Origin of the sequence: Haliscomenobacter sp. (assembly GCF_965225875.1) — a bacterium.
Lineage (GTDB): Bacteria > Bacteroidota > Bacteroidia > Chitinophagales > Saprospiraceae > Haliscomenobacter.
In genome coordinates, this window is record NZ_CBDDBS010000002.1 from 2,186,761 (window position 1) to 2,205,072 (window position 18,312).

Annotated in this window: 14 protein-coding genes; 7 read left to right on the forward strand and 7 right to left on the reverse strand. The window is 48.4% G+C overall.

Features of this window, described 5'->3' with window-relative positions:
- Nucleotides 1–14: 14 nt before the first annotated feature.
- From ACO08K_RS11430 to panD, 3 genes are all read right to left on the reverse strand, one after another.
- Nucleotides 15–839: an MBL fold metallo-hydrolase gene (locus ACO08K_RS11430; protein WP_421796526.1), complete on the reverse strand. Its 825-nt coding sequence runs from the start codon at nt 837–839 to the stop codon at nt 15–17.
- Nucleotides 815–1,822 carry an NAD-dependent epimerase/dehydratase family protein gene (locus ACO08K_RS11435; RefSeq protein WP_421796527.1) on the reverse strand — a complete coding sequence of 336 codons (1,008 nt, stop codon included), beginning with the start codon at nt 1,820–1,822 and terminating at the stop codon, nt 815–817. Before ACO08K_RS11435 ends, ACO08K_RS11430 begins: the two co-directional genes overlap by 25 nt.
- A 125-nt stretch (nt 1,823–1,947) precedes the next feature.
- Nucleotides 1,948–2,298 carry an aspartate 1-decarboxylase gene (panD, locus tag ACO08K_RS11440; protein ID WP_421796528.1) on the reverse strand — a complete coding sequence of 117 codons (351 nt, stop codon included), beginning with the start codon at nt 2,296–2,298 and terminating at the stop codon, nt 1,948–1,950.
- Nucleotides 2,299–2,466: 168 nt separating this feature from the next.
- Between panD and dnaN the strand changes: the two genes are divergently transcribed.
- Together dnaN and ACO08K_RS11450 are read left to right on the forward strand one after the other, a co-directional pair.
- On the forward strand, nt 2,467–3,585 hold the full coding sequence (gene dnaN / locus ACO08K_RS11445) for a DNA polymerase III subunit beta (RefSeq protein WP_421796529.1): 1,119 nt from the start codon (nt 2,467–2,469) through the stop codon (nt 3,583–3,585).
- Between the two features lie 92 nt (nt 3,586–3,677).
- Nucleotides 3,678–4,136: a hypothetical protein gene (locus ACO08K_RS11450; protein ID WP_421796530.1), complete on the forward strand. Its 459-nt coding sequence runs from the start codon at nt 3,678–3,680 to the stop codon at nt 4,134–4,136.
- A gap of 123 nt (nt 4,137–4,259) precedes the next feature.
- Here the strand turns inward: ACO08K_RS11450 and ACO08K_RS11455 are convergent, their stop codons facing one another.
- On the reverse strand, nt 4,260–5,906 hold the full coding sequence (locus tag ACO08K_RS11455; protein WP_421796531.1) for a DUF4139 domain-containing protein: 1,647 nt from the start codon (nt 5,904–5,906) through the stop codon (nt 4,260–4,262).
- A 100-nt stretch (nt 5,907–6,006) separates the two neighbouring features.
- Nucleotides 6,007–7,191 carry a hypothetical protein gene (locus ACO08K_RS11460; RefSeq protein ID WP_421796532.1) on the reverse strand — a complete coding sequence of 395 codons (1,185 nt, stop codon included), beginning with the start codon at nt 7,189–7,191 and terminating at the stop codon, nt 6,007–6,009.
- 93 nt (nt 7,192–7,284) lie between these two features.
- Between ACO08K_RS11460 and ACO08K_RS11465 the strand changes: the two genes are divergently transcribed.
- Complete coding sequence (locus tag ACO08K_RS11465; protein ID WP_421796533.1) at nt 7,285–8,793, forward strand: hypothetical protein; 1,509 nt, start codon at nt 7,285–7,287, stop codon at nt 8,791–8,793.
- Between the two features lie 259 nt (nt 8,794–9,052).
- On the opposite strand, the gene ACO08K_RS11470 is transcribed toward ACO08K_RS11465, so the two are convergent.
- On the reverse strand, nt 9,053–10,417 hold the full coding sequence (locus tag ACO08K_RS11470; protein WP_421796534.1) for a peroxiredoxin family protein: 1,365 nt from the start codon (nt 10,415–10,417) through the stop codon (nt 9,053–9,055).
- 53 nt (nt 10,418–10,470) lie between these two features.
- Between ACO08K_RS11470 and ACO08K_RS11475 the strand changes: the two genes are divergently transcribed.
- The 3 genes from ACO08K_RS11475 to ACO08K_RS11485 all read left to right on the forward strand — a co-directional run bounded on the left by ACO08K_RS11475 (nt 10,471) and on the right by ACO08K_RS11485 (nt 16,196).
- A complete protein-coding gene (locus tag ACO08K_RS11475; protein ID WP_421796535.1) occupies nt 10,471–12,234 on the forward strand; it encodes a hypothetical protein in 1,764 nt (587 codons plus the stop codon).
- 209 nt (nt 12,235–12,443) lie between these two features.
- Nucleotides 12,444–14,471, forward strand: coding sequence for a DUF7619 domain-containing protein (locus ACO08K_RS11480; RefSeq protein ID WP_421796536.1), 2,028 nt, complete (start codon nt 12,444–12,446; stop codon nt 14,469–14,471).
- A 330-nt stretch (nt 14,472–14,801) separates the two neighbouring features.
- Nucleotides 14,802–16,196 carry a hypothetical protein gene (locus ACO08K_RS11485; protein ID WP_421796537.1) on the forward strand — a complete coding sequence of 465 codons (1,395 nt, stop codon included), beginning with the start codon at nt 14,802–14,804 and terminating at the stop codon, nt 16,194–16,196.
- Nucleotides 16,197–16,307: 111 nt separating this feature from the next.
- Here the strand turns inward: ACO08K_RS11485 and ACO08K_RS11490 are convergent, their stop codons facing one another.
- The gene (locus tag ACO08K_RS11490; protein ID WP_421796538.1) at nt 16,308–17,330 is read right to left on the reverse strand and encodes a family 43 glycosylhydrolase; all 1,023 of its coding nucleotides are present in this window, start codon (nt 17,328–17,330) and stop codon (nt 16,308–16,310) included.
- Nucleotides 17,331–17,492: 162 nt separating this feature from the next.
- Between ACO08K_RS11490 and ACO08K_RS11495 the strand changes: the two genes are divergently transcribed.
- Nucleotides 17,493–18,266, forward strand: coding sequence for an SDR family oxidoreductase (locus tag ACO08K_RS11495; RefSeq protein ID WP_421796539.1), 774 nt, complete (start codon nt 17,493–17,495; stop codon nt 18,264–18,266).
- The last annotated feature ends 46 nt before the right edge of the window (nt 18,267–18,312 follow it).

The following is an 18,312-nucleotide window of genomic DNA, read 5'->3' on the forward strand; positions in this document are numbered from 1 at the left end:
GGCAGAATGAAAAACTAAAATTCAATCAGCTCCGGACTATGCGTAAAAACAATCCTAACATCTGGATGCAACTGTGCAAAATCCCGCAACTCCCCAAAGGTCCTTTTATACGCCTCCCAGTCATCAAAAAACAAACGTACAATCGATTTGGGCAAAATACCCGCCCGCCAGGGCTCCAATTGCCAGGCGGCATCAGCTGCTAAAAAGACCGGGCCTTCGGGGGTGTGTAACAAAGCACCTAACTGCCCTCGTCCATGCCCGGGTAAGGCGTACAGCAGCATACTTCCATCTCCAAACAGGTCATAGGCACTATCAGCGTTGCTCAGTTGCCCAAGTTCTGAATCGGCAATACAATAAATACGCTGCTCTAAATCAGCCGGAATCAGCTCCGGCAAGACCCCTTTGCTCACGGCAGCCCAGCCCTTTACCTTGTTGGCTTGTGCCCAGGCCGAAACACTACAAAAAACTTGGGCGTTTGGAAAATCCTGCAAGCCCGCAATATGGTCACCGTGAAAATGAGAAATGATGATGCTTTTGATTTGATCGGGTACGTAACCCAAGGCTTTTAGTCGCTCCACTGCGGGTTCATGCGTTTCCAAAAACATCGGCGTCAGCAGGGCATACAGGCGATAAGGCCAATGAGCTGTAGCGCTGCGAAAACGAGGCGCATACCCGGTATCAAACAAGATCAGGCCCTGCTCGGGGTGCTCAATCAGCGCCCAGGTCGCATAAACCCGGCAGTGTTTTTGGCCATTTACCGGGTCAATCACTTTGCCGTGAGCGACACAATAACCAGAATGAAAAATGTGGACTTTTACTTTGCTTGAGCCTGGTACCATGTTACAAATTCTTTGACACCGTCCAGGGTGTTTTGAAGGGGCGTATAGCCTAATTTTTCCCACGCCTTATGGATGTCCATCGTCATGGAAGTACTCAAAATGCCTACGCTGTAACGGGTCAGGGCGGGTTCCCGTCCCCCCATAAAATACCGATGAATAAACTCATTGAGACTGGCTGCAGCCAAGGCAATACTGGTGGGTACTTTTTTTGTAACAGGCGGTAAATCCAATGCTTCCAGAAAAAGGCTAAAGACTTCCCATAGCCGCTTGGGTTCACCATTGGTAATGTTGTACACCTCTCCAAAGGCACTGTGTTCGGCTTTCAGGCAGCATTCCACAGCATGTATAACATTCACCACAGAAGTCAGGTCGACAATGTTTTTGCCTTCACCCATGATTTTGAGCCGACCTTCGTGGTAGGCCCGCAAAACCCGGGGAAAAATCACTGCGTCTTCAGCCCCAATGATGGCCCGGGGGCGCAGAGCAATGGTTTCAAAATCCAGGCGATTCAAACGTAAAACTTCCTGCTCAGCCTGGTACTTGGTCGTTGCGTAGTGATTGACCATCGGATTGGGCAGTGGGTCCGATTCTTTGATGTTGAAACGATCTTTGTAATTGAAATATACACTTGGAGTTGAAATGAGGATAAAACGTTGGTTGCCTTGATCTTGTGCAACCTGCAATAAATTCAAAGTGGATTTTACATTGGCGTCGTAAAACTCCTGATAGGTTCCCCAGGGTGAGGACAAACCGGCGCAGTGAATGACCACATCGGCCCCCTCAGCCAATCGTTCACAATCGGCTAAATTGGTTAAATCAGCAGAGTCGTAATGGCAACCCAGGGCTTCAAATTCGGCCTTGCGCTCGTTCCGACGTCCGGTGCCCAATACCTCTGCTTGGGGGTAAGTTTGGCGCAGGCTTTTCAGCAAACGTCCGCCTACAAAGCCAGAGGCGCCGGTGATGAGGATTTTTTTGGGAAACACGATAAATGTTATAAATGATGAGTGATGAATGATAAATGATGAATGGCTACCGCAGCGATTTTGACCATTAGTGTCGATCAAGTCGCTGCGGTAGCCATTTATAACTTATCATTCATCACTCATAACTATTTTACAATGCGGTTGTTCTCATCTGGGAAAACAATCCAGGGTTTAAAGGTCTTGGCTTCTTCAAAATCCATCCAGGCGTACCCAATGATGATCAGGATGTCGCCCACTTGTACGCGGCGAGCGGCGGCTCCGTTGAGGCAAATCATACCTGAGCCCCTTTCACCTTTGATGATGTAGGTTTCCAGGCGCTCACCATTGTTGTTGTTGACGATTTGAACGCATTCCCCTTCGATGAGGTTGGCTGCGTCCAGCAAGTCTTCGTCGATGGTGATGCTGCCGATGTAGTTCAGGTTGGCCTCCGTGACCTTCACCCGGTGAATTTTGGATTTGAATCTTTGGATCAACATAGGGTACAAAGATAAGATTTTTTAGAACAAGCGTCGAAAGGCATAAACATTGCCAGTCTCCAATCAGTTTTCCACAAGTTGTTAATTATTTGCCGGGAAAAAATAAACCATAAACATTACTTTTGTGGTTTAACCTAAGTAACTTACCCGGAAAAAGGACTACACGTCATGAAGTTTAGCGTATCATCATCAGAGTTACTGAAGCAATTGCAAGTTGCAGCCGGCTCGATTGGCTCAAACCCTGTTTTGCCCATCCTGGAGGACTTTTTATTCAGCATTGCCGACAATAAGTTGACCATTTCTGCTACCGATCTGGACACTGCCATTACCACCCACATGGACGTGATGGCTGATACCGATGGAACGGTTGCAGTGCCTGCCAAAATCTTATTGGATACGCTAAAAGCGCTGCCCCAACAACCCATCACCTTTACCATTGACGAAAACACCTTCGGGATTGAGATCACTTCGGCCTATGGCAAGTACCGTTTGTCGGGTGAAAATGGCCAGGATTTTCCAGCGATCCCCGAACCGGAGTCGGGCGATGACACCATCACCCTGCCTTCCAATGCCCTGATTCAGGGGGTAAACAAAACCTTGTTTGCCACCAGCAACGACGAGTTGCGCCTGGCGATGATGGGAGTTTATTTTCAGGTGGATTTCAGCAAAATTACCATGGTGGCTACCGATGCCCACAAATTGGTGCGCTACACCTTCACCGATTTGAGCAGCGAGGTGAGTACTTCCTTCATTTTGCCAAAAAAAGCATTGAACCTCATCAAAAACGTATTGCCCGCAGGCACCGAGGTAAAAATGTCTTTCAATAAAGCCAACGCGTTTTTCAGTTTCAACGATACGCAAATTTCCTGCCGCCTGATTGACTCGCGGTATCCAGATTACCACGCGGTGATTCCGGTGGATAATCCCAACCTGTTGACGATTGCCCGCGCAGATTTTGCCAGTTCGCTGCGTCGCATCGCCATTTACGCCAACAAGACCACCAATCAGGTGATTCTGAACGTGTCGCAAGGCACCTTGATCGTTTCGGCGCAAGACCTTGATTTTTCCAATGAAGCCACCGAAAAGTTGACTTGCACCTACGAGGGTGACCCATTGATGATTGGGTTCAATGCCAAGTTTTTGCTGGAGATGCTGACGGTGCTGGAATCTGACGAAGTGCGTATGGAATTGTCCACTTCTACCCGTGCAGGGATTTTGTTGCCGGTGGAAGAAGTGCCAGGAGAGGATATTTTGATGCTGGTAATGCCCGTGATGCTGAGCAATTGATGCTAAAGATAAGTGGAGAGATTTTTTGAATGAAAAATTTCTCCACGCCGTTTTGCCCCACTATAAAATGTTGAGTACCCAATAAACCGTAAATGAAACACTCCATCATTCTGCTGGGCATGGTCATCGCCTTGCTGGCAGCTTGTAAACAACAAGCCGAACTTCCCAAAACACCTGAAGAAGTTGTCAAAGCCTACCAGGCTTATTACGATCAAAATCGTTTTGACGAGGCCAAAGCGCTGAGCACCCTGGCGGAACAAAGCCGACTGGACAATCTGGCGAAAATGATGCAGGAACAATCTGCTGATTCTACCCAACTCACCACCTCTTTTCTTTCCTTAAAATGCCGGACCAAAGGGGATTCTGCCTTTTGTCAATGCCGCTGCAAAGATCAATACGAAACCTATAACATTGAATTTGTGCTGCTGCGGCGCAAAAACCAATGGTTCATCGACGCACCCAAAGAGGAAAAATACGATTACGATATTCCAGACGTGGATGCGGGGGTAGATACCTTGTTTAATTTGTTAGATGTGGAGCGGGAGCAGTAGAAAGTAAAGTTGAGGAGTTGAGAGGTTGAGAAGTTGAGGGCTACCGCAGCGACTTAGACAAGGACATTGTCCAAACCGCTGCGGTAGCCCTCAACTTCTCAACCTCTCAACTCCTCAACTTTACTACGGTTTTGCTACCGTCCGATCCTTCGGATACTTCAGCCAATATTTAAAGCGCAAAGTTTTGCTGCCGTAGGCTGGAACTTCCAGGTGCCAGAGCAACTTGCCAAAATCGGCTGAGTACTGCGCCCCACTTTTTTCCTCCAATTCCACCGTGATGTCATCTTGTTTGGACACTGGAATCTGATCCAAAATCTCAATGTTGATTGGGATTTTTTTGTTGTTTTTAACCACGATGTCATAGGCCACCAACTCCCGTTTAAAATTGTTCAGGAACTTGGGCGTGTAGGCCAAATCGGTGGGTTTTACCCGCTTGATGCTGATGTCTTCGTCGCGCCCAAGCGAAAGCAGCAGCGTATCAGACACGGTTTTAGTATCAATTTCGGACTGGCCTACATAAGTATCTTTGAAGAAAATCTGCGCCGTTCCCGACAGGAGGCCATAACGACCATAGTTCGGGATTTTAGCCAACAAAAATACGCCAGGATCCATTTTAGGTACGGCATGGTACTGGTAAATGGCGTCCATTTGTTCTTCCTTGTAGCGCACGGTTTGCGGCTCGGCACCGGATACGATACTTTGGGGTGCAGTGATTTCGAATTCTTCGCCACTGGCATTCTCCTCAAGTACAACTTCTTCATCCGTAACAACTACTTCGCCTATATCACCAGGGCCGTTGGAAGGTTTGGCCATGTCGCGGCGGTCTTCGGTACGGACCTGCGAGAGATTGTACACATTTCCCCTACCAGCAGCCAGGCCATCGTCCAGATCACGGATGGGGCGGGCAACGTAGTAATCAATATACTGCGGGGTCAAAATGGGGCGGTTGTTGTTACTTAGGGGCCGGGCAGAAGACAATTTGAGTTTGACTGCTTGCCAATCAAAGCCGGATTGTTGGCTTACTACGGCTTTGTACACCATGCGCAAGGGTTTGTCGACGGCTTCGGCGCGCAGGTCGTATGCGGGGGTCCAATACGCCTGGGTAATGAAATACACACAACTGATGTTCAGGGTTTGGGCCGTGGCTGATTCGATTTGTAGCACAATTTCGCCCAAGGTTTGGGTTTCACGGTGATTGAGTTTGCGCAGGCGCTCGTTCATACCGGCCATCAGGCGATCTTCCTTGCGACGCTGGAAAGTGATTTCCAATTGCCGGTTTTTGATTTCGGTGAGGCGCGTGCGGTAGTACTGGGTCATTTCTTTCCAGTCGTTGACACTCAGAGTGCTGTTTTCCCCAGCGCCTACGCGCTTTTGGTTGTCTTGCAGGCTGCTTTCTTCTTTGTTCAGGATGTCATTTTCCGCCATGAGGCGCAGGATGCGGTCGTTGACCGTCTCGATGGAATCCTGCAAGGCTTTGATGGCCGAGCCATTAGGCTGGTTCAACTCGATGGTTGCCCGCCGGAAAAAGGCCGACAACAGGTCCGCTTTGCCCTCAATCCGCACCTGAATGCTGTTGGGATTCAGGTCGACGGGTAGTTTTTCAAACACGATCTGGTTGCTACCAGCCGTCAACCGCACTGAGGCAACATTGGTCAATTTGGCCCCGCTGCGGTACACCGTTGCTTCCGTGATGCGCGAAGGGATGCGGGTTTCGGCCCAGGTTTGCAGGCCACTCAAGAGAAATAGGATGATAAAAATGTGTTGTTTCATGGTGATGTTTTTTTATCGCACAGAAGAAGGATGCAAAGGGTGAAAAAAATGCATACGACTAGTGGAAAAACATCTCAATTTTTTTAAGAAATGATTGCGGTTAGCGCTTTTTCTTCTTTTTTCCTTTTCCTTTTTTCTCAAACAAATCCCCCATTTCTTCAGACAATTGTTCAAAATCGTGATCAGCGGCTTCATCTGCTTCTACTTCATAATACCTCAGCGCTTCTTTTAAAACGAGTGGATCTTTCGCCAGTTTCAAATTGTGCTGATGGGATTTCAAGGCTTCTTTGCCCTCCTTTAAGGCCCGCTGGCGCAGGATTTGGGTAGTAATTGGGTTAGCGTGACAAAGGTTTCTGCTTACGTAACCTTCCAGGCCGGGGGCTTTGGCGCTTGCATCGAGCTCGTCTTGCAAATCCTGTTCTTGTGCTTTGAGTACTTGCAGGTAGTATTTGAATTCCTTTTCCGGCAATTGGGTCAAAGCGTCGCCCTCTTTTTGGAGGTGCTCGGCTTGTAAACGGAGCAATTCAAAAAGGTCGTTGCGCTCGTAGGCTTCATTGACCCGTTGGATGGCTTCGGTTTTGGCCGCCTTTTTGCTTTCATCAATTTCGCGATCGGGGTGCAAGAGTCGAACCAGGTCACCGTAGATGTTTTTGCACACTTTTTGGATGTCTTTTTCTTTTTGGCGCTCCCGTTCTGCTTTCAATTTTTGTTTTTCACTTCTGGCTTGTCGGGCCTCATTTTCAGCATGTTCGTGGGCTTCGTCTTGTTTCCGTTCAGCGGCTTCCCGAGCTTTGCTCAAGATTGCTTCCAGGTCATCTTCGTCGTCTACCTCTATCTCCAGACCAAAAGAGCGCAGCATCGCTTCGGCCCGCTCCTGATCGAGCAGCTTTTTTTCTGCTTCCAGTTCCTCGCGGGTTTGGTCGGCATAAAAATTGTAGATGTCTGTCAGGGCGGAGAAATCTCTGTCCGTGTCCTGGAAAAGACTATGACAATGGGAGAGGATTAAAGCCGCAATTTTTTTTCGGTCGTTTCGCCCAAAAACTGGATGGGAATACGCCCGATGTAAGGCCTGCACTTCCTCAATCAGCAAGTTTTGCTGCTTGAGATAGAGGGGTAGGATTTCTTGGTGGTAAAAAGCCAAACCCGAACTCACCTGAGCCTGCAGGGTTTCCAATTGTAGTTTGAGTTGGTTGATCTTGTTGAGCAAGGTGTTGAACTCCTTGTAGCGTTTTGCCCGCGAGCTATTGTCGTTTTGCGCAACTTCGATACTGATTGGCTTTTTCATGGGGCGAAAGTAATTGAAAAGGACATTACTGTGACCGACTTGAACAAGCTTTTTTCTCCTTTTTAATGTATCTTTGTCCTAATTATAATCCACATGAACAATACTTTACGCCAGAAAACTACATTGCTAGCCCTATTGCTGTTCCTTTGGGGAGGAGTCTCTGCCAAAGCCGAGGAGTATTTCAGCTACAACACTTCCATCAAACAAGCCTACCAAAAAGCGGTAGCGCTTCGGCTAGACGAAGCTGCGGCACTTTTGACCAAACTCAAGGCTCAAGCCCCCCAAAACCTCGCCGTTTACCACATCGAAAATTACCTCGATTTTTTCCGCCTCTACATCAATGAAGATGTGGATGAATACAACCGCCTCAAAAAACACCTCGATATTCGCCTGAATAAAATCAAAGCAGGTGATCCCCAATCACCTTATTACCTCTATGTCCAAGGAGATATTTTTTTGCAGTGGTCTTTGGTCAAACTCAAATTTGGCGACTTCATGGGAGCTTTTTCCAATGCAGGTAAAGCCTTTCGTTTGTTGAAAAAGAACCAGGAAAAATTTCCTCAGTTTATGCCCAACTACAAAGACCTGGGGCTCTTGCACGCGCTGGTTGGCACCATTCCCGACAATTACCAATGGGGGGTAAAGTTGTTGGGAGGGATGCAGGGTTCGATCGCTCAGGGCAAGGCTGAATTGGAAAAAGTAATGCGTTACGCCAAGCAAAATGAGTTCATGTTCGCCGATGAAACCGTAGTGTACTACGCCTTTATGGTTTTACACCTGGAAAACGATGCTGAAGAAGCCTGGAAAATATTGCAAAATCAAAACCTGGACGTGGCCAAAAACCCATTGCATTGTTTTCTCAAATCCAGCGTAGCACTGCGCAGCGGCCATACCAATGAGGCGATTGAGATGTTGAGTCAATACCACAAAACGGCGGGTGCCCTGGATTTTCCGGCACTGGAATTCCAACTGGGATTGGCCAAGTTGCGCCGTTTGGACAGCGATGCTGCCCCGCATTTTTTGAATTTTCTCAACCGTTTCCGGGGACGCAACAACATCAAAGAAGCGTATCAAAAACTGGCCTGGTCAGAATTGATCAAAGGCAATACTGCTGGCTACAAGCGTTACCTGCAACTATGTACCCAAAGAGGCGTAGCTGATTTTGGTTCGGATAAAAACGCTCAGGAAGAAGCGCAGAACAATACCACTCCTGAGCCGACCCTGGTCAAAGCACGCCTACTTTTTGATGGGGCTTATTATCAAAAAGCGCTTGAACTATTGCAGGAAAAAGAAAATTACCGTTGGCCTACTCAAGCTACCCAATTGGAATATACTTATCGCCTGGGCAGGGTGTTGCACGGAATGGAACGTTGGGATGAAGCCCTGGTGCTGTATCGCCAAACCATCTCGAATGGACGGGAATCTACCTATTATTATGCTTGTAATGCGGCGCTACAGGCGGGTTTGATTTGTGAAGCAAGAAAAAATTACGCACAGGCCAAGCAATTCTTCGATTTGTGTTTGGGGATGAAGCCCAGTGATTATAAAACGAGTTTACATCAGGCAGCTAAGGCCGGAATTAGCAGGGTGAGTGGGGAGTGAGGCAAGATTGGATATGAGGTCTCAGCCTTTCAATTTGACTTATAAAAAATTGATTATCTGTAGATTAAAAAATAAATCCATTAAAAAAGATTCTTTTGAGTTAAGAGGGAAGAGTACATGATTTTAGAATTTAGAAGTGAGCTACCGCAGCGACTTAGAACAGGGCTGTGTCAAAATCGCTGCGGCAGCCCACTTCTAAACTCTAATCTCATGTACTCTTAACTCTTAACTCAATTATTTATCCTCGCTTTGATCAGCCCTACCGATCAAACAACTCTTTCAATTTCGCCTCCAAGCTCGGGCCACGCAAATCCGTTGCAATGATCTTCCCTTGTGGGTCAATCAGGAATGTTTTGGGGATGCCCGACACCTCGTACATTTGGGCCACGGCATTCGACCAGCCTTTTAGATCACTGACGTGTTTCCAGGCCAACTTATCTTGCTCGATGGCCTGCAACCAGCGGTCGCGGGCACTGTCGAGGCTGACGCTGAGAATGTCAAAACCTTTGTCTTTGTATTGCTCGTACATCCGCACCACATTGGGGTTTTCCTGGCGGCAAGGGCCACACCAGCTTGCCCAAAAGTCGATCAGGATGTATTTTCCACGCAAATCACTCAATTTTAAGTCTTTGCCTTCAGGGGTGGTTTGAGCAAAGTCGGGGGCTACCGCACCCGTCATCAAACGCATGGCCCGATTCAACTCCTCTTGTACAGCTTCCGCCGCTTTAGGTGATTTTTCACCAAATGTTTTTATGAAGCGCTGGGCATATTCCATATAACCTGCGCTTTTTCTTTTTTGTAGGCCAGCCATTACACCAGCCATGGCCATTTGTTGGGCTGAACTGCCTTCCGGGAATTTAGCCAGGGTTTGGTCCAGGTATTTTTTGATTTCGGTGGGAGGAATACCCACGCCTGCCAAAGTTTGGGCATAGGCGCTGAAATTTTCATACACCCAGGGCATGCCGTTGTACCCTGCATCTTTGAAGTCTACAAAGTGAAAAAACTCATTGGCAAAATAAGCCAGCTCATCGTTGTAACCCGTCGAGTTGTTCGGATACGACACGTATGTATTGATGGCCACTACCCGAGCCAATAACTGATTGGCTTTTTTCAAAGAATCCAAAAGGGCAACTTTTTTATCGTCTACCGCTTTTAAAGCTTCGATACTTGTTTTTTTGGCTGCTTCGTCTTTTGCCATGGCCCAATCGCGAAGGCCCATACCATGTTGATTGTTGTGGTTGGTGATGCGAACCTTTACCTTTTCGTAATCCATGTTGATGGCCGAACCAACAATGGAAGCCTGGCGGATGTTCCCACAATCGCCCTTGATGACCACGCCTGTTTCACTACCCAGCAAAATCGGCCTTGCGTTATTGGCAAAAGGGCCGACATAATAAAACTTAGGTTCCGATTTATTTAGACTGAACTCGTAAACATTGCCGTTACTAGGGGTAGCCATCACCCGTTGGGCTTCCTGGAAAGTAACCCCGTCGAAGGTAAACAAAGCCAGGGAGCCCTGACAACCGCTGAGTTCACAACGGATTTTCACTTTCTCCTGAGCCTGTGCTCCAAAACTTGCCCCCAGCAAGCTGAGCATCAAAAAGATGTACTGAAAAGACTTCATCGCTTAAATTTGATGCAAAATTAACTATTAACGCTAAATCAAGGTCTTAAAGAATGTTTAAAGTTTTGGGTTCATTGCGTTTGATTTTGCTTTTATGTTGCCTCGGCGACGTGAGCCAAATGCTATGGGCGCAAAAAAAACTGGGCTTGCAAAGTGACGCCCCCTTGCCCGCTGACTTCAATCTGAGTACCTACACTTACAGCGATAGTCTTTCCCTGCAAAGCAGCCTTCAACGCCTCGTGCTCGATTTACAGCAACGCGCCTACCTAGAAGCTTCGGTGGATAGTGTCACATATCGAGACTCCAGTGCAGTGGCCTGGCTGCATTTGGGGCCGGCTTACCGTTGGGGGCAACTTAGCCCTAGGGGAATTCCAATGGATTGGTGGCGGAATGCCACCAATGATTTGCAGAAAAAAAAGGGCGGATTTGACCTGACCAAACTGGAACGGGCTCAAAAAACTGTTTTGCGGCAAGCCACCAATCAAGGTTATCCTTTTGCCCAAATCCGACTCGATAGTGTACAGATAAACCCTGGGCGCTTCGATGCTCAAATGGTGCTGGACAAAGGTGATTTGATCTACTTTGACACCTTGCTCCTGAGAGGAGATGCCAATATTGCCCCTACCTACTTGCAATCCTATTTGGGATTTCAGCGCAAGCAGCTTTACGATCAATCCCGGGTGGAACGCATTCGGGAACGCATCCAGGAATTGCCTTTTTTACAATTAAAATCCGATCCGGAAGTTGAGTTTATTGGTTCGCGTGCACTGGTGGTACTCGATTTGACAAAGCAAAAAGCCAGTCGTTTTGACTTCATCATCGGGGTTTTACCCAATAGCCAACAGGTCAAACGATTGTTGGTCACGGGGAGTTTTGAAGGAGAATTGCAGAATCAATTGGGGCGAGGGGAGCGGATTTACGCCCGTTTTGAACAATTGCGCCCAACGAGCCCCCGGTTGGATTTGCAGTTCAATTACCCCTTTTTGGCCAATCTGCCGATTGGTACCGATTTTAAATTGCATTTGTACCGCCGCGATACGGCATTTTTGGACCTGGATCTGGACTTTGGTGTGCAGTACTTGTTTGAAGGAGGGAATTATTTCAAGGTGTTTTGGAATCAGCGTAGTTCCCGTTTATTGCAATTGAATGAAGTGCAGTTGCTTGATTCCCGAGTGCTGCCCCCCACCCTGGATGTGAGCCAATCTTCCTTCGGCCTGGAATTTCAACAACAAGCCCTGGATTACCGCTTCAATCCCCGGCGTGGTTGGGCGATTTTGGGTCGCGGTGGAGCTGGAACCAAAAAAATCTTGCCGAACAGCCGCATCAACGAACTTGGCCTGGGTTTCCTATACGACACACTGCAACTGCGCAGCTTTCAATACCGTTTGCTCAGCGAAACCGAAACTTATCTGCCTGTCGGCAAAAACACTACCCTAAAACTCAAAGCCAGCACGGGCTGGACGATTGCCAATCAGGCCATTTACCAAAATGAGCAATTCCGCATTGGCGGCAATCGCCTGCTGCGAGGTTTTGATGAGGAATTCATTTTTGCAACCCATTATGCAGTAGGTTCTGCGGAATACCGCCTGCTGCTGAGCCGCAATTCTTTTTTGTACACCTTTGGCGATTACGCCTGGGTGGCCAATCGGACTACGGTGGTACAGGAGGATTATCGGGCCTTGGGTTTTGGGGCGGGGATTACGTTTGAAACGCGGGCGGGTTTGTTTGGGCTTAGTTTGGCGTTTGGGGCGCGCACAGGGGCTGCGATTGACTTTGCCGGGCCGAAGGTGCATTTCGGTTATGTGAGTTTGTTTTAGGTCCCCTTCCAAAGGTGGTGAAATTATTATCCTGCTCCGCAGGTATCTTTTTCTTTTCACCACCTTAGGCACCTAAGTTCATCTTAGGGGTTCACCTTAGAAAAGGTTTGTTTATTACCTATTTCCTGCTCGCTCGGAAAAGCTTATTTTTGGGAAACATACTAAATGTGTACAAGTGCTTGTTTCAAGAACAGCTAATACCTTATTCCATGAGAAAACCATCTACCAGCCTATTTTTTGGACTATTCATTCTCCCCATCTGCCTGTGGGCACAACCCGTCACCCCTGAACCCAGTGCCGATTTCAGCATTCAGCAACAAGGGGGCGCCTTCCTTTTTGCCCCCATTTTGCCCAGCCAACAAGCCATTCCTGGTGCTCCCCTGCCCTATTACGACTACTATTGGGAATTTGGCGACGGAGCTTACAGTTTCGATAAATCACCCAGCCATACTTATACCCGCAATGGTGCTTTTGAAGCACAACTTTGGGCAACCGGGAAATACGACAAGGGTAAATCCCCCAAAACCCGCCCAAAACGCAACGAAGTCAACGATCAAGCCAGCTACCTGGCTAGCAATGCGCCTGGATTTCCGGTGGCACCAAAAGAAAAGACGCTGCAACTGCGCGCCATCCGCAATCCCCGGCCCGATGAAGAGCTGGTATTTATTCTAACCTACGCCAACCTGGATGAGGCCAATACCTCTGGTGAGTTGCACCTTTTTTTCAATCAAAGAGAATACCGTCAACCCCATTTTTCTTTTTTACAGAGCCGGACCCATTACGGCGAAACCGACGGCAGTGGCCCCGACATCAGTTTTTCGCCCGCCCGCTACCAGAGTCAAAACCTGTGGGCCAGTGTAGACGAACGGGCCTGGGTCAACTGGATGCTCCCGGCTCTGCCCAACCAATTGGTGCAGGAAAGTTTGAACACTTACAGCCAGCAAAAAACCTGGCGTTTTAGCAACCTGAAGCGTGGCGAGAAACGCAACCTGTTTATTTCCCTACAATCCACCCCCGCAATGCTGGCCGATACGAATGCCATCATTACGGTGGATGCCCTGTATTTGGGCGACAACGGCAGCAGCTCCAAGGTGACACTGGAAATGGAAATCCTGGCCTCGCACGACCCCAACAACATTGCGGTATCGCGCAAAAAAATGAGCTTCCGCAGCATCAAAGGCAAGGGTTTGACCTACAAAGTGAATTTCCAAAACAATGGCGAAGGCCCGGCCAGTACCATTCAAATCACGACCGGAATTCCCAAGGGTATGGAAGCCAGTGGGCTCCGGGTGCTCGACATGTACCCCTCATGTCCGGTTTGTCCCGATGCAGCGGTGGCTTCCCTGAGTTGTTTGGATACCACCATCAAAGAAGACAAGCTGGTTTTTACTTTTCGCAACATCTATTTGCCCGGCACCAAACAAGATGGAGTAGGTGATCGGGATTCTACCAAGGGTTTTGTCAAATACCGCATCGAAGCTGGGCGAAAAATGAAAAAATACCCTTTTGATAGTCAGGCGAGTATTGTTTTTGACAAAAATCCGCCGATTGTGACCAATCATGCCCGCACCCACTTTAAACCGGGCTGGTCTTTGGGGGCTATGTTGGGACAAAATGTTTTTTTGGATAAACCAGGCCTGAACAGCACTTTCGCTGGCTTGACCCTTTCCCCTTTCAAACCTTACAAACCTTACCTCCAGGTGGAAATTTTTCCTGCCACCACCGGACGGATGGATTTCCCGGCGGATGGATTTATTTTGCACCAATCTACCCGCCAGGCAACCACACAGCTGAATGGGCGAGTCATTGATGTGGTGGTAGATTCATTGGTGCGGGCCAATGGGCCGGGGTATCAAGAATTTCAGACCTTGTCGGCCGTGCCTTTGCAGTTGCGCAAAAACCTGAGTGACTGGATGGGGATAGGCGTAGGCGTAGTGGCTTCGGTACAAACCGAAAAGTTTACAGCCAGTTCCTACACCATTGGACGACGTACCTCTTTTTGCAAAATTGATGCCGCAGGCAATTGCCAGCCAGGAGATGTGTTGCGGGAATTGAGTTTTAGCCGCGAGCAAAAAACCTTCGACCGAGGTGACATGACGCGCTGGGATTTCAGTGTATTTGCCGACATCCAACTGGGTTTGGTGCGCCGGGGACCAGCATTGGGCTTGCGCAATGTTTTGCGTTTGACTCAGGAGCCGAGGTATTATCTGGCGGGGTATTTGAGCTTTAAGATTTAGGACTTTGTTTTTTTCAACACCGACTTACTTATGAAGAGAACTATACCGTTTTACTCCCTGGTATTGCTATTGTTAGGCGGTTTTGGGGTGGATTTGGTGCAAAATGGTGCTTGGGTCTCAGAACCCCCGACCCCTGGAAGGGGAGTACATTCTCGGTTGGCAACCAATAATATTTCTTCTACAAAAAGGCAGAATTTCGCACTTACCGAAACTGTACCCCCCTTCCAGGGGTCGGGGGTTCTGAGGCCACAGCACAATACTGAAGGCAGCCAACGCTGGTACAAGTCTCTGACTTGTACCCAATATCTCCGCGTCTCTGACGCACAAGCAATGCGAAAATTTCACAAAAACACAGGTCAGAGACTTGTACCAGCGCCAGTATTTCTCCCCCCCGACAAACAAGCCTACCGCCTGCACTACCAAGGCTCGCTCCAATACGCCGAAGGCAAATACCGCCAGGCCAGTGGCAATTTTGAACGCGCTTATCACCTCTTTCCCGAAAATTTCAGTTTTGCCCTAGCGCATGGGCTATGCCTGGGGCGCCTCGGGGATGCGAGTGAAGCCAAAAAAGTACTGGAAAAAGCCCGCCAGCTCGTTACTCCCAATGACCAGGAACGCCAACAAAAACTGGCGATGGCGACTTTTTTTCTGGGCATGAGTTTCAGCTATGCCGATCGTTACAGTGAAGCATTGCCCTTGTTGCGCGATGCCGTGGCGATGCAACAAAAAATCCCGCAAAAATCGCTCTTGAGCGTGTATTACAATGCACTGGGTAAGGCCATTTTGCTCAATCAGGGCCGCAATGCCCATCGGCGCAATTACCAGCCGCTGCATTACCACGTCCATCGGCGGGATATGGAAAAAGCTTTTGTGGCCTTTGAGGCGGCAGTAAAAGCGGACCCCGAAAATGTGGTGGCGCTACACAATTACCTGCAATTGGCGGACACCTTGAAAGTCAGTTCTATTTTGCCGGAAGCTGATACCAACCAGGTTCAACGCCGGGAATACAAACCTACCTTCCTCAACATGCACAAAACCATCATCAGCGACCTGAAATTGAACAATTACGACGAGCTGGTTTTTTTGCTGGACATCTCGGGCTCAATGGTGATGGAAAAAGTGGTGTGTTATGGGGCGGATCGTTTTACGGCGATGAAGGATTTGTGCCTGAAAATTTTGCCCGAAATAGACACGAGTATTGAACTGGGGATTGGTACGATTGGGGGCGTTTGTGATAGTCCGCCCGATTTGTGGTTTGCTTCCGGGGGCATCAATCGGGTGGATTTGCGCAGCAAATTGCGCTTCCTGATTCCCGATGGCACTACTCCCCTGCTGACCATGTTGTTGCGTTGCCCGGAGTTGTTCTCGAATGATCCCACCCGCAGCAAAAGTATTTTCCTGATCAGTGATGGCGCCAATACCTGCCGCGAGGGTGGCATGGACATCTGTGAGTGGGCCAGCGAGTTGGCATCCAAAGGCATCGCCGTCAATGTACTGACCTTCCTCAGCACCACCTCCGACAATACCGACGCTTTCGCCGAATACCTCTGCCTCGCCGAAAACACCAAGGCAAACATCATCTACCTGGACAACTACCGCTGCCGACTGGAGCCTTTTGCATTTGACATGGTGAAGACCTGTCAGTCAAAAATTCCGGCGATGGAGCGGAGTCGGTGTTTGGGGCCGAGTGTAAAGGAATTGTGGAATGTGTGGGTGGCGGAGTGAGGGGGGCTCATTCTGAAAAACTGTTTTTCAGGCTTGTTGAAAATAATTTACATCTCTCGGCTTCTCACTCCCCACACCAGCCAAAGCATCATTTCTTGTAATTTGGTACTTTCACTTATTCAGGTAATTCCACCTCCCACTTTTCACATCTATCGTCCAGGGTTTTGGTTCTGGCAGCCAAAGTTTACCCTCACCTATTTCTACTGGCATCCATAAGTAGCGCGAATCCCATTGGGTTCTTGGTTTCCATACGTCTCCTAAAAAGATGACTGTTGTCGCTTTTTTGCCAACTACTTTTACAAACATCGTTGATTGCGAGCCATAAGTTTTGGTCTCTGCTGGAGCGATGTCTACAAATTCACTCCAGGGCCCGGATAAAGAAGGGGCAGTGGCCACTTTATTGGGATTGGGATTCCAACCAGTTAGTGCCGAGCCTACCGCGTAATACTTGTTTTCATAATGCACAATAGCTCCGCCCTCTAATGGTGATTTGATAAAGGCCACTTCTTTTTCAACATTGAGGTAATCTTCAGATAAGCTGGCAATGTAAAAACCCTTATCAGGCCTGCTTTCAAAAATTAAATAAGCACTTCCGTCATCATCGATAAATTGCCCAATATCCCGGCTTTCTTTCCCCAGAGGCCTGAAGGATTTGACATAATTGAATGGGCCGGTGGGCTTGTCACTGATCGCTACTCCTACTCTGGCAAAGTCATACGCATAAGGATTTTTTGAGCCCCTGATCCCTCCATCGAGGTGCATATACATTACGTATTTTTTTGTTTTGCTGTTGTAATACACTTTGGGTCTTTCCAATACCCATCTATGCCCTTTTATGGCCGTATCGGGTTTGGTGCTCTTGAAGGCATCCCCTTTGAATTCCCAATTGATTAAATCCTTTGAAGCATAACAGCTAACGTAGCGGTAGTTTGAATCCAGTCCTTGGCGGCGTTGTTCGCCATACCAATAGTAAGTTTTTTTAATTTTTATGATTCCACCTCCATGCGCCTGGATGTGGTTTCCGTCTGAGTCGGGCCAAACCTCTTTGGGATATATGGCTGTTTGCTTTTGAGCAAACCCTGCAAATCCCCAAAAAACAGTAAAGGCGAGTAGTAGGAAATATATCTTTTTCATAAACGCAGTCTGAAAGTCAATTAATGATGCACTTCAAAATAGAATAACAATGTAGGCATTCTATTTTTTAGGATCGGAATCGCTCATTTTTTAAATTTTTTTCAAATTTAACTCAGCTTTCCCCGAATCAATTCTATTTTTACCCGTAAAGCAAGATTCTGAATGGACTTACATCTGCAAGACAAAGTCATCATCGTCACCGGCGGTGGGCGCGGGATTGGTGCGGGCATCGTACATGCCCTCGCGCGCGAGGGTGCCATCCCCGTTATTGTGAGCCGCAGCGCTGAGCACAATTTGGCTACACTCGAAGCCATTGGTGGCAAAGGCTACCAAATTGCCCTCGATTTGACGAACCCTGCTGCTTGCCAGGCGGCAGTCACCGAAACCCTCCGCCTCACCGGTCGCATCGACGGCCTGGTCAACAATGCCGGGGTAAATGATGGGGTTGGCCTAGAGAGTGGCAATTACGAAGCATTTATGGCCTCCTTGCACAAAAACCTGGTGCATTATTACCTGATGGCGCATTACGCACTGCCAGCACTCAAAGCCTCCCAGGGTTCCATCCTGAACATCACCTCCAAAACTGCGGAAACCGGGCAAGGCAACACATCCGCCTACGCCGCCTCCAACGGTGGTCGCAACGCCCTCACCCGTGAATGGGCCGTGGAATTGCTCCAATACGGCATCCGGGTCAACGCGATTGTGGTGGCAGAATGTATGACGCCCTTGTACGAGTCCTGGCTACAAACCCTCAATGATCCCGAAACCACCCTCGAAAAAATTAAGGACAAAATTCCCCTGGGCAAACGGATGACCACCCAGGAAGAAATTGCCGATATGGCCGCATTCCTTTTGTCTTCCCGTTCCAGCCACACCACCGGACAGTTGATTCATGTGGATGGAGGGTATGTGCATTTGGATCGGGCACTCCTTTGATGGGTGATGAATGATGAGTTATGAATGATGAATCTAAGTCATAGCT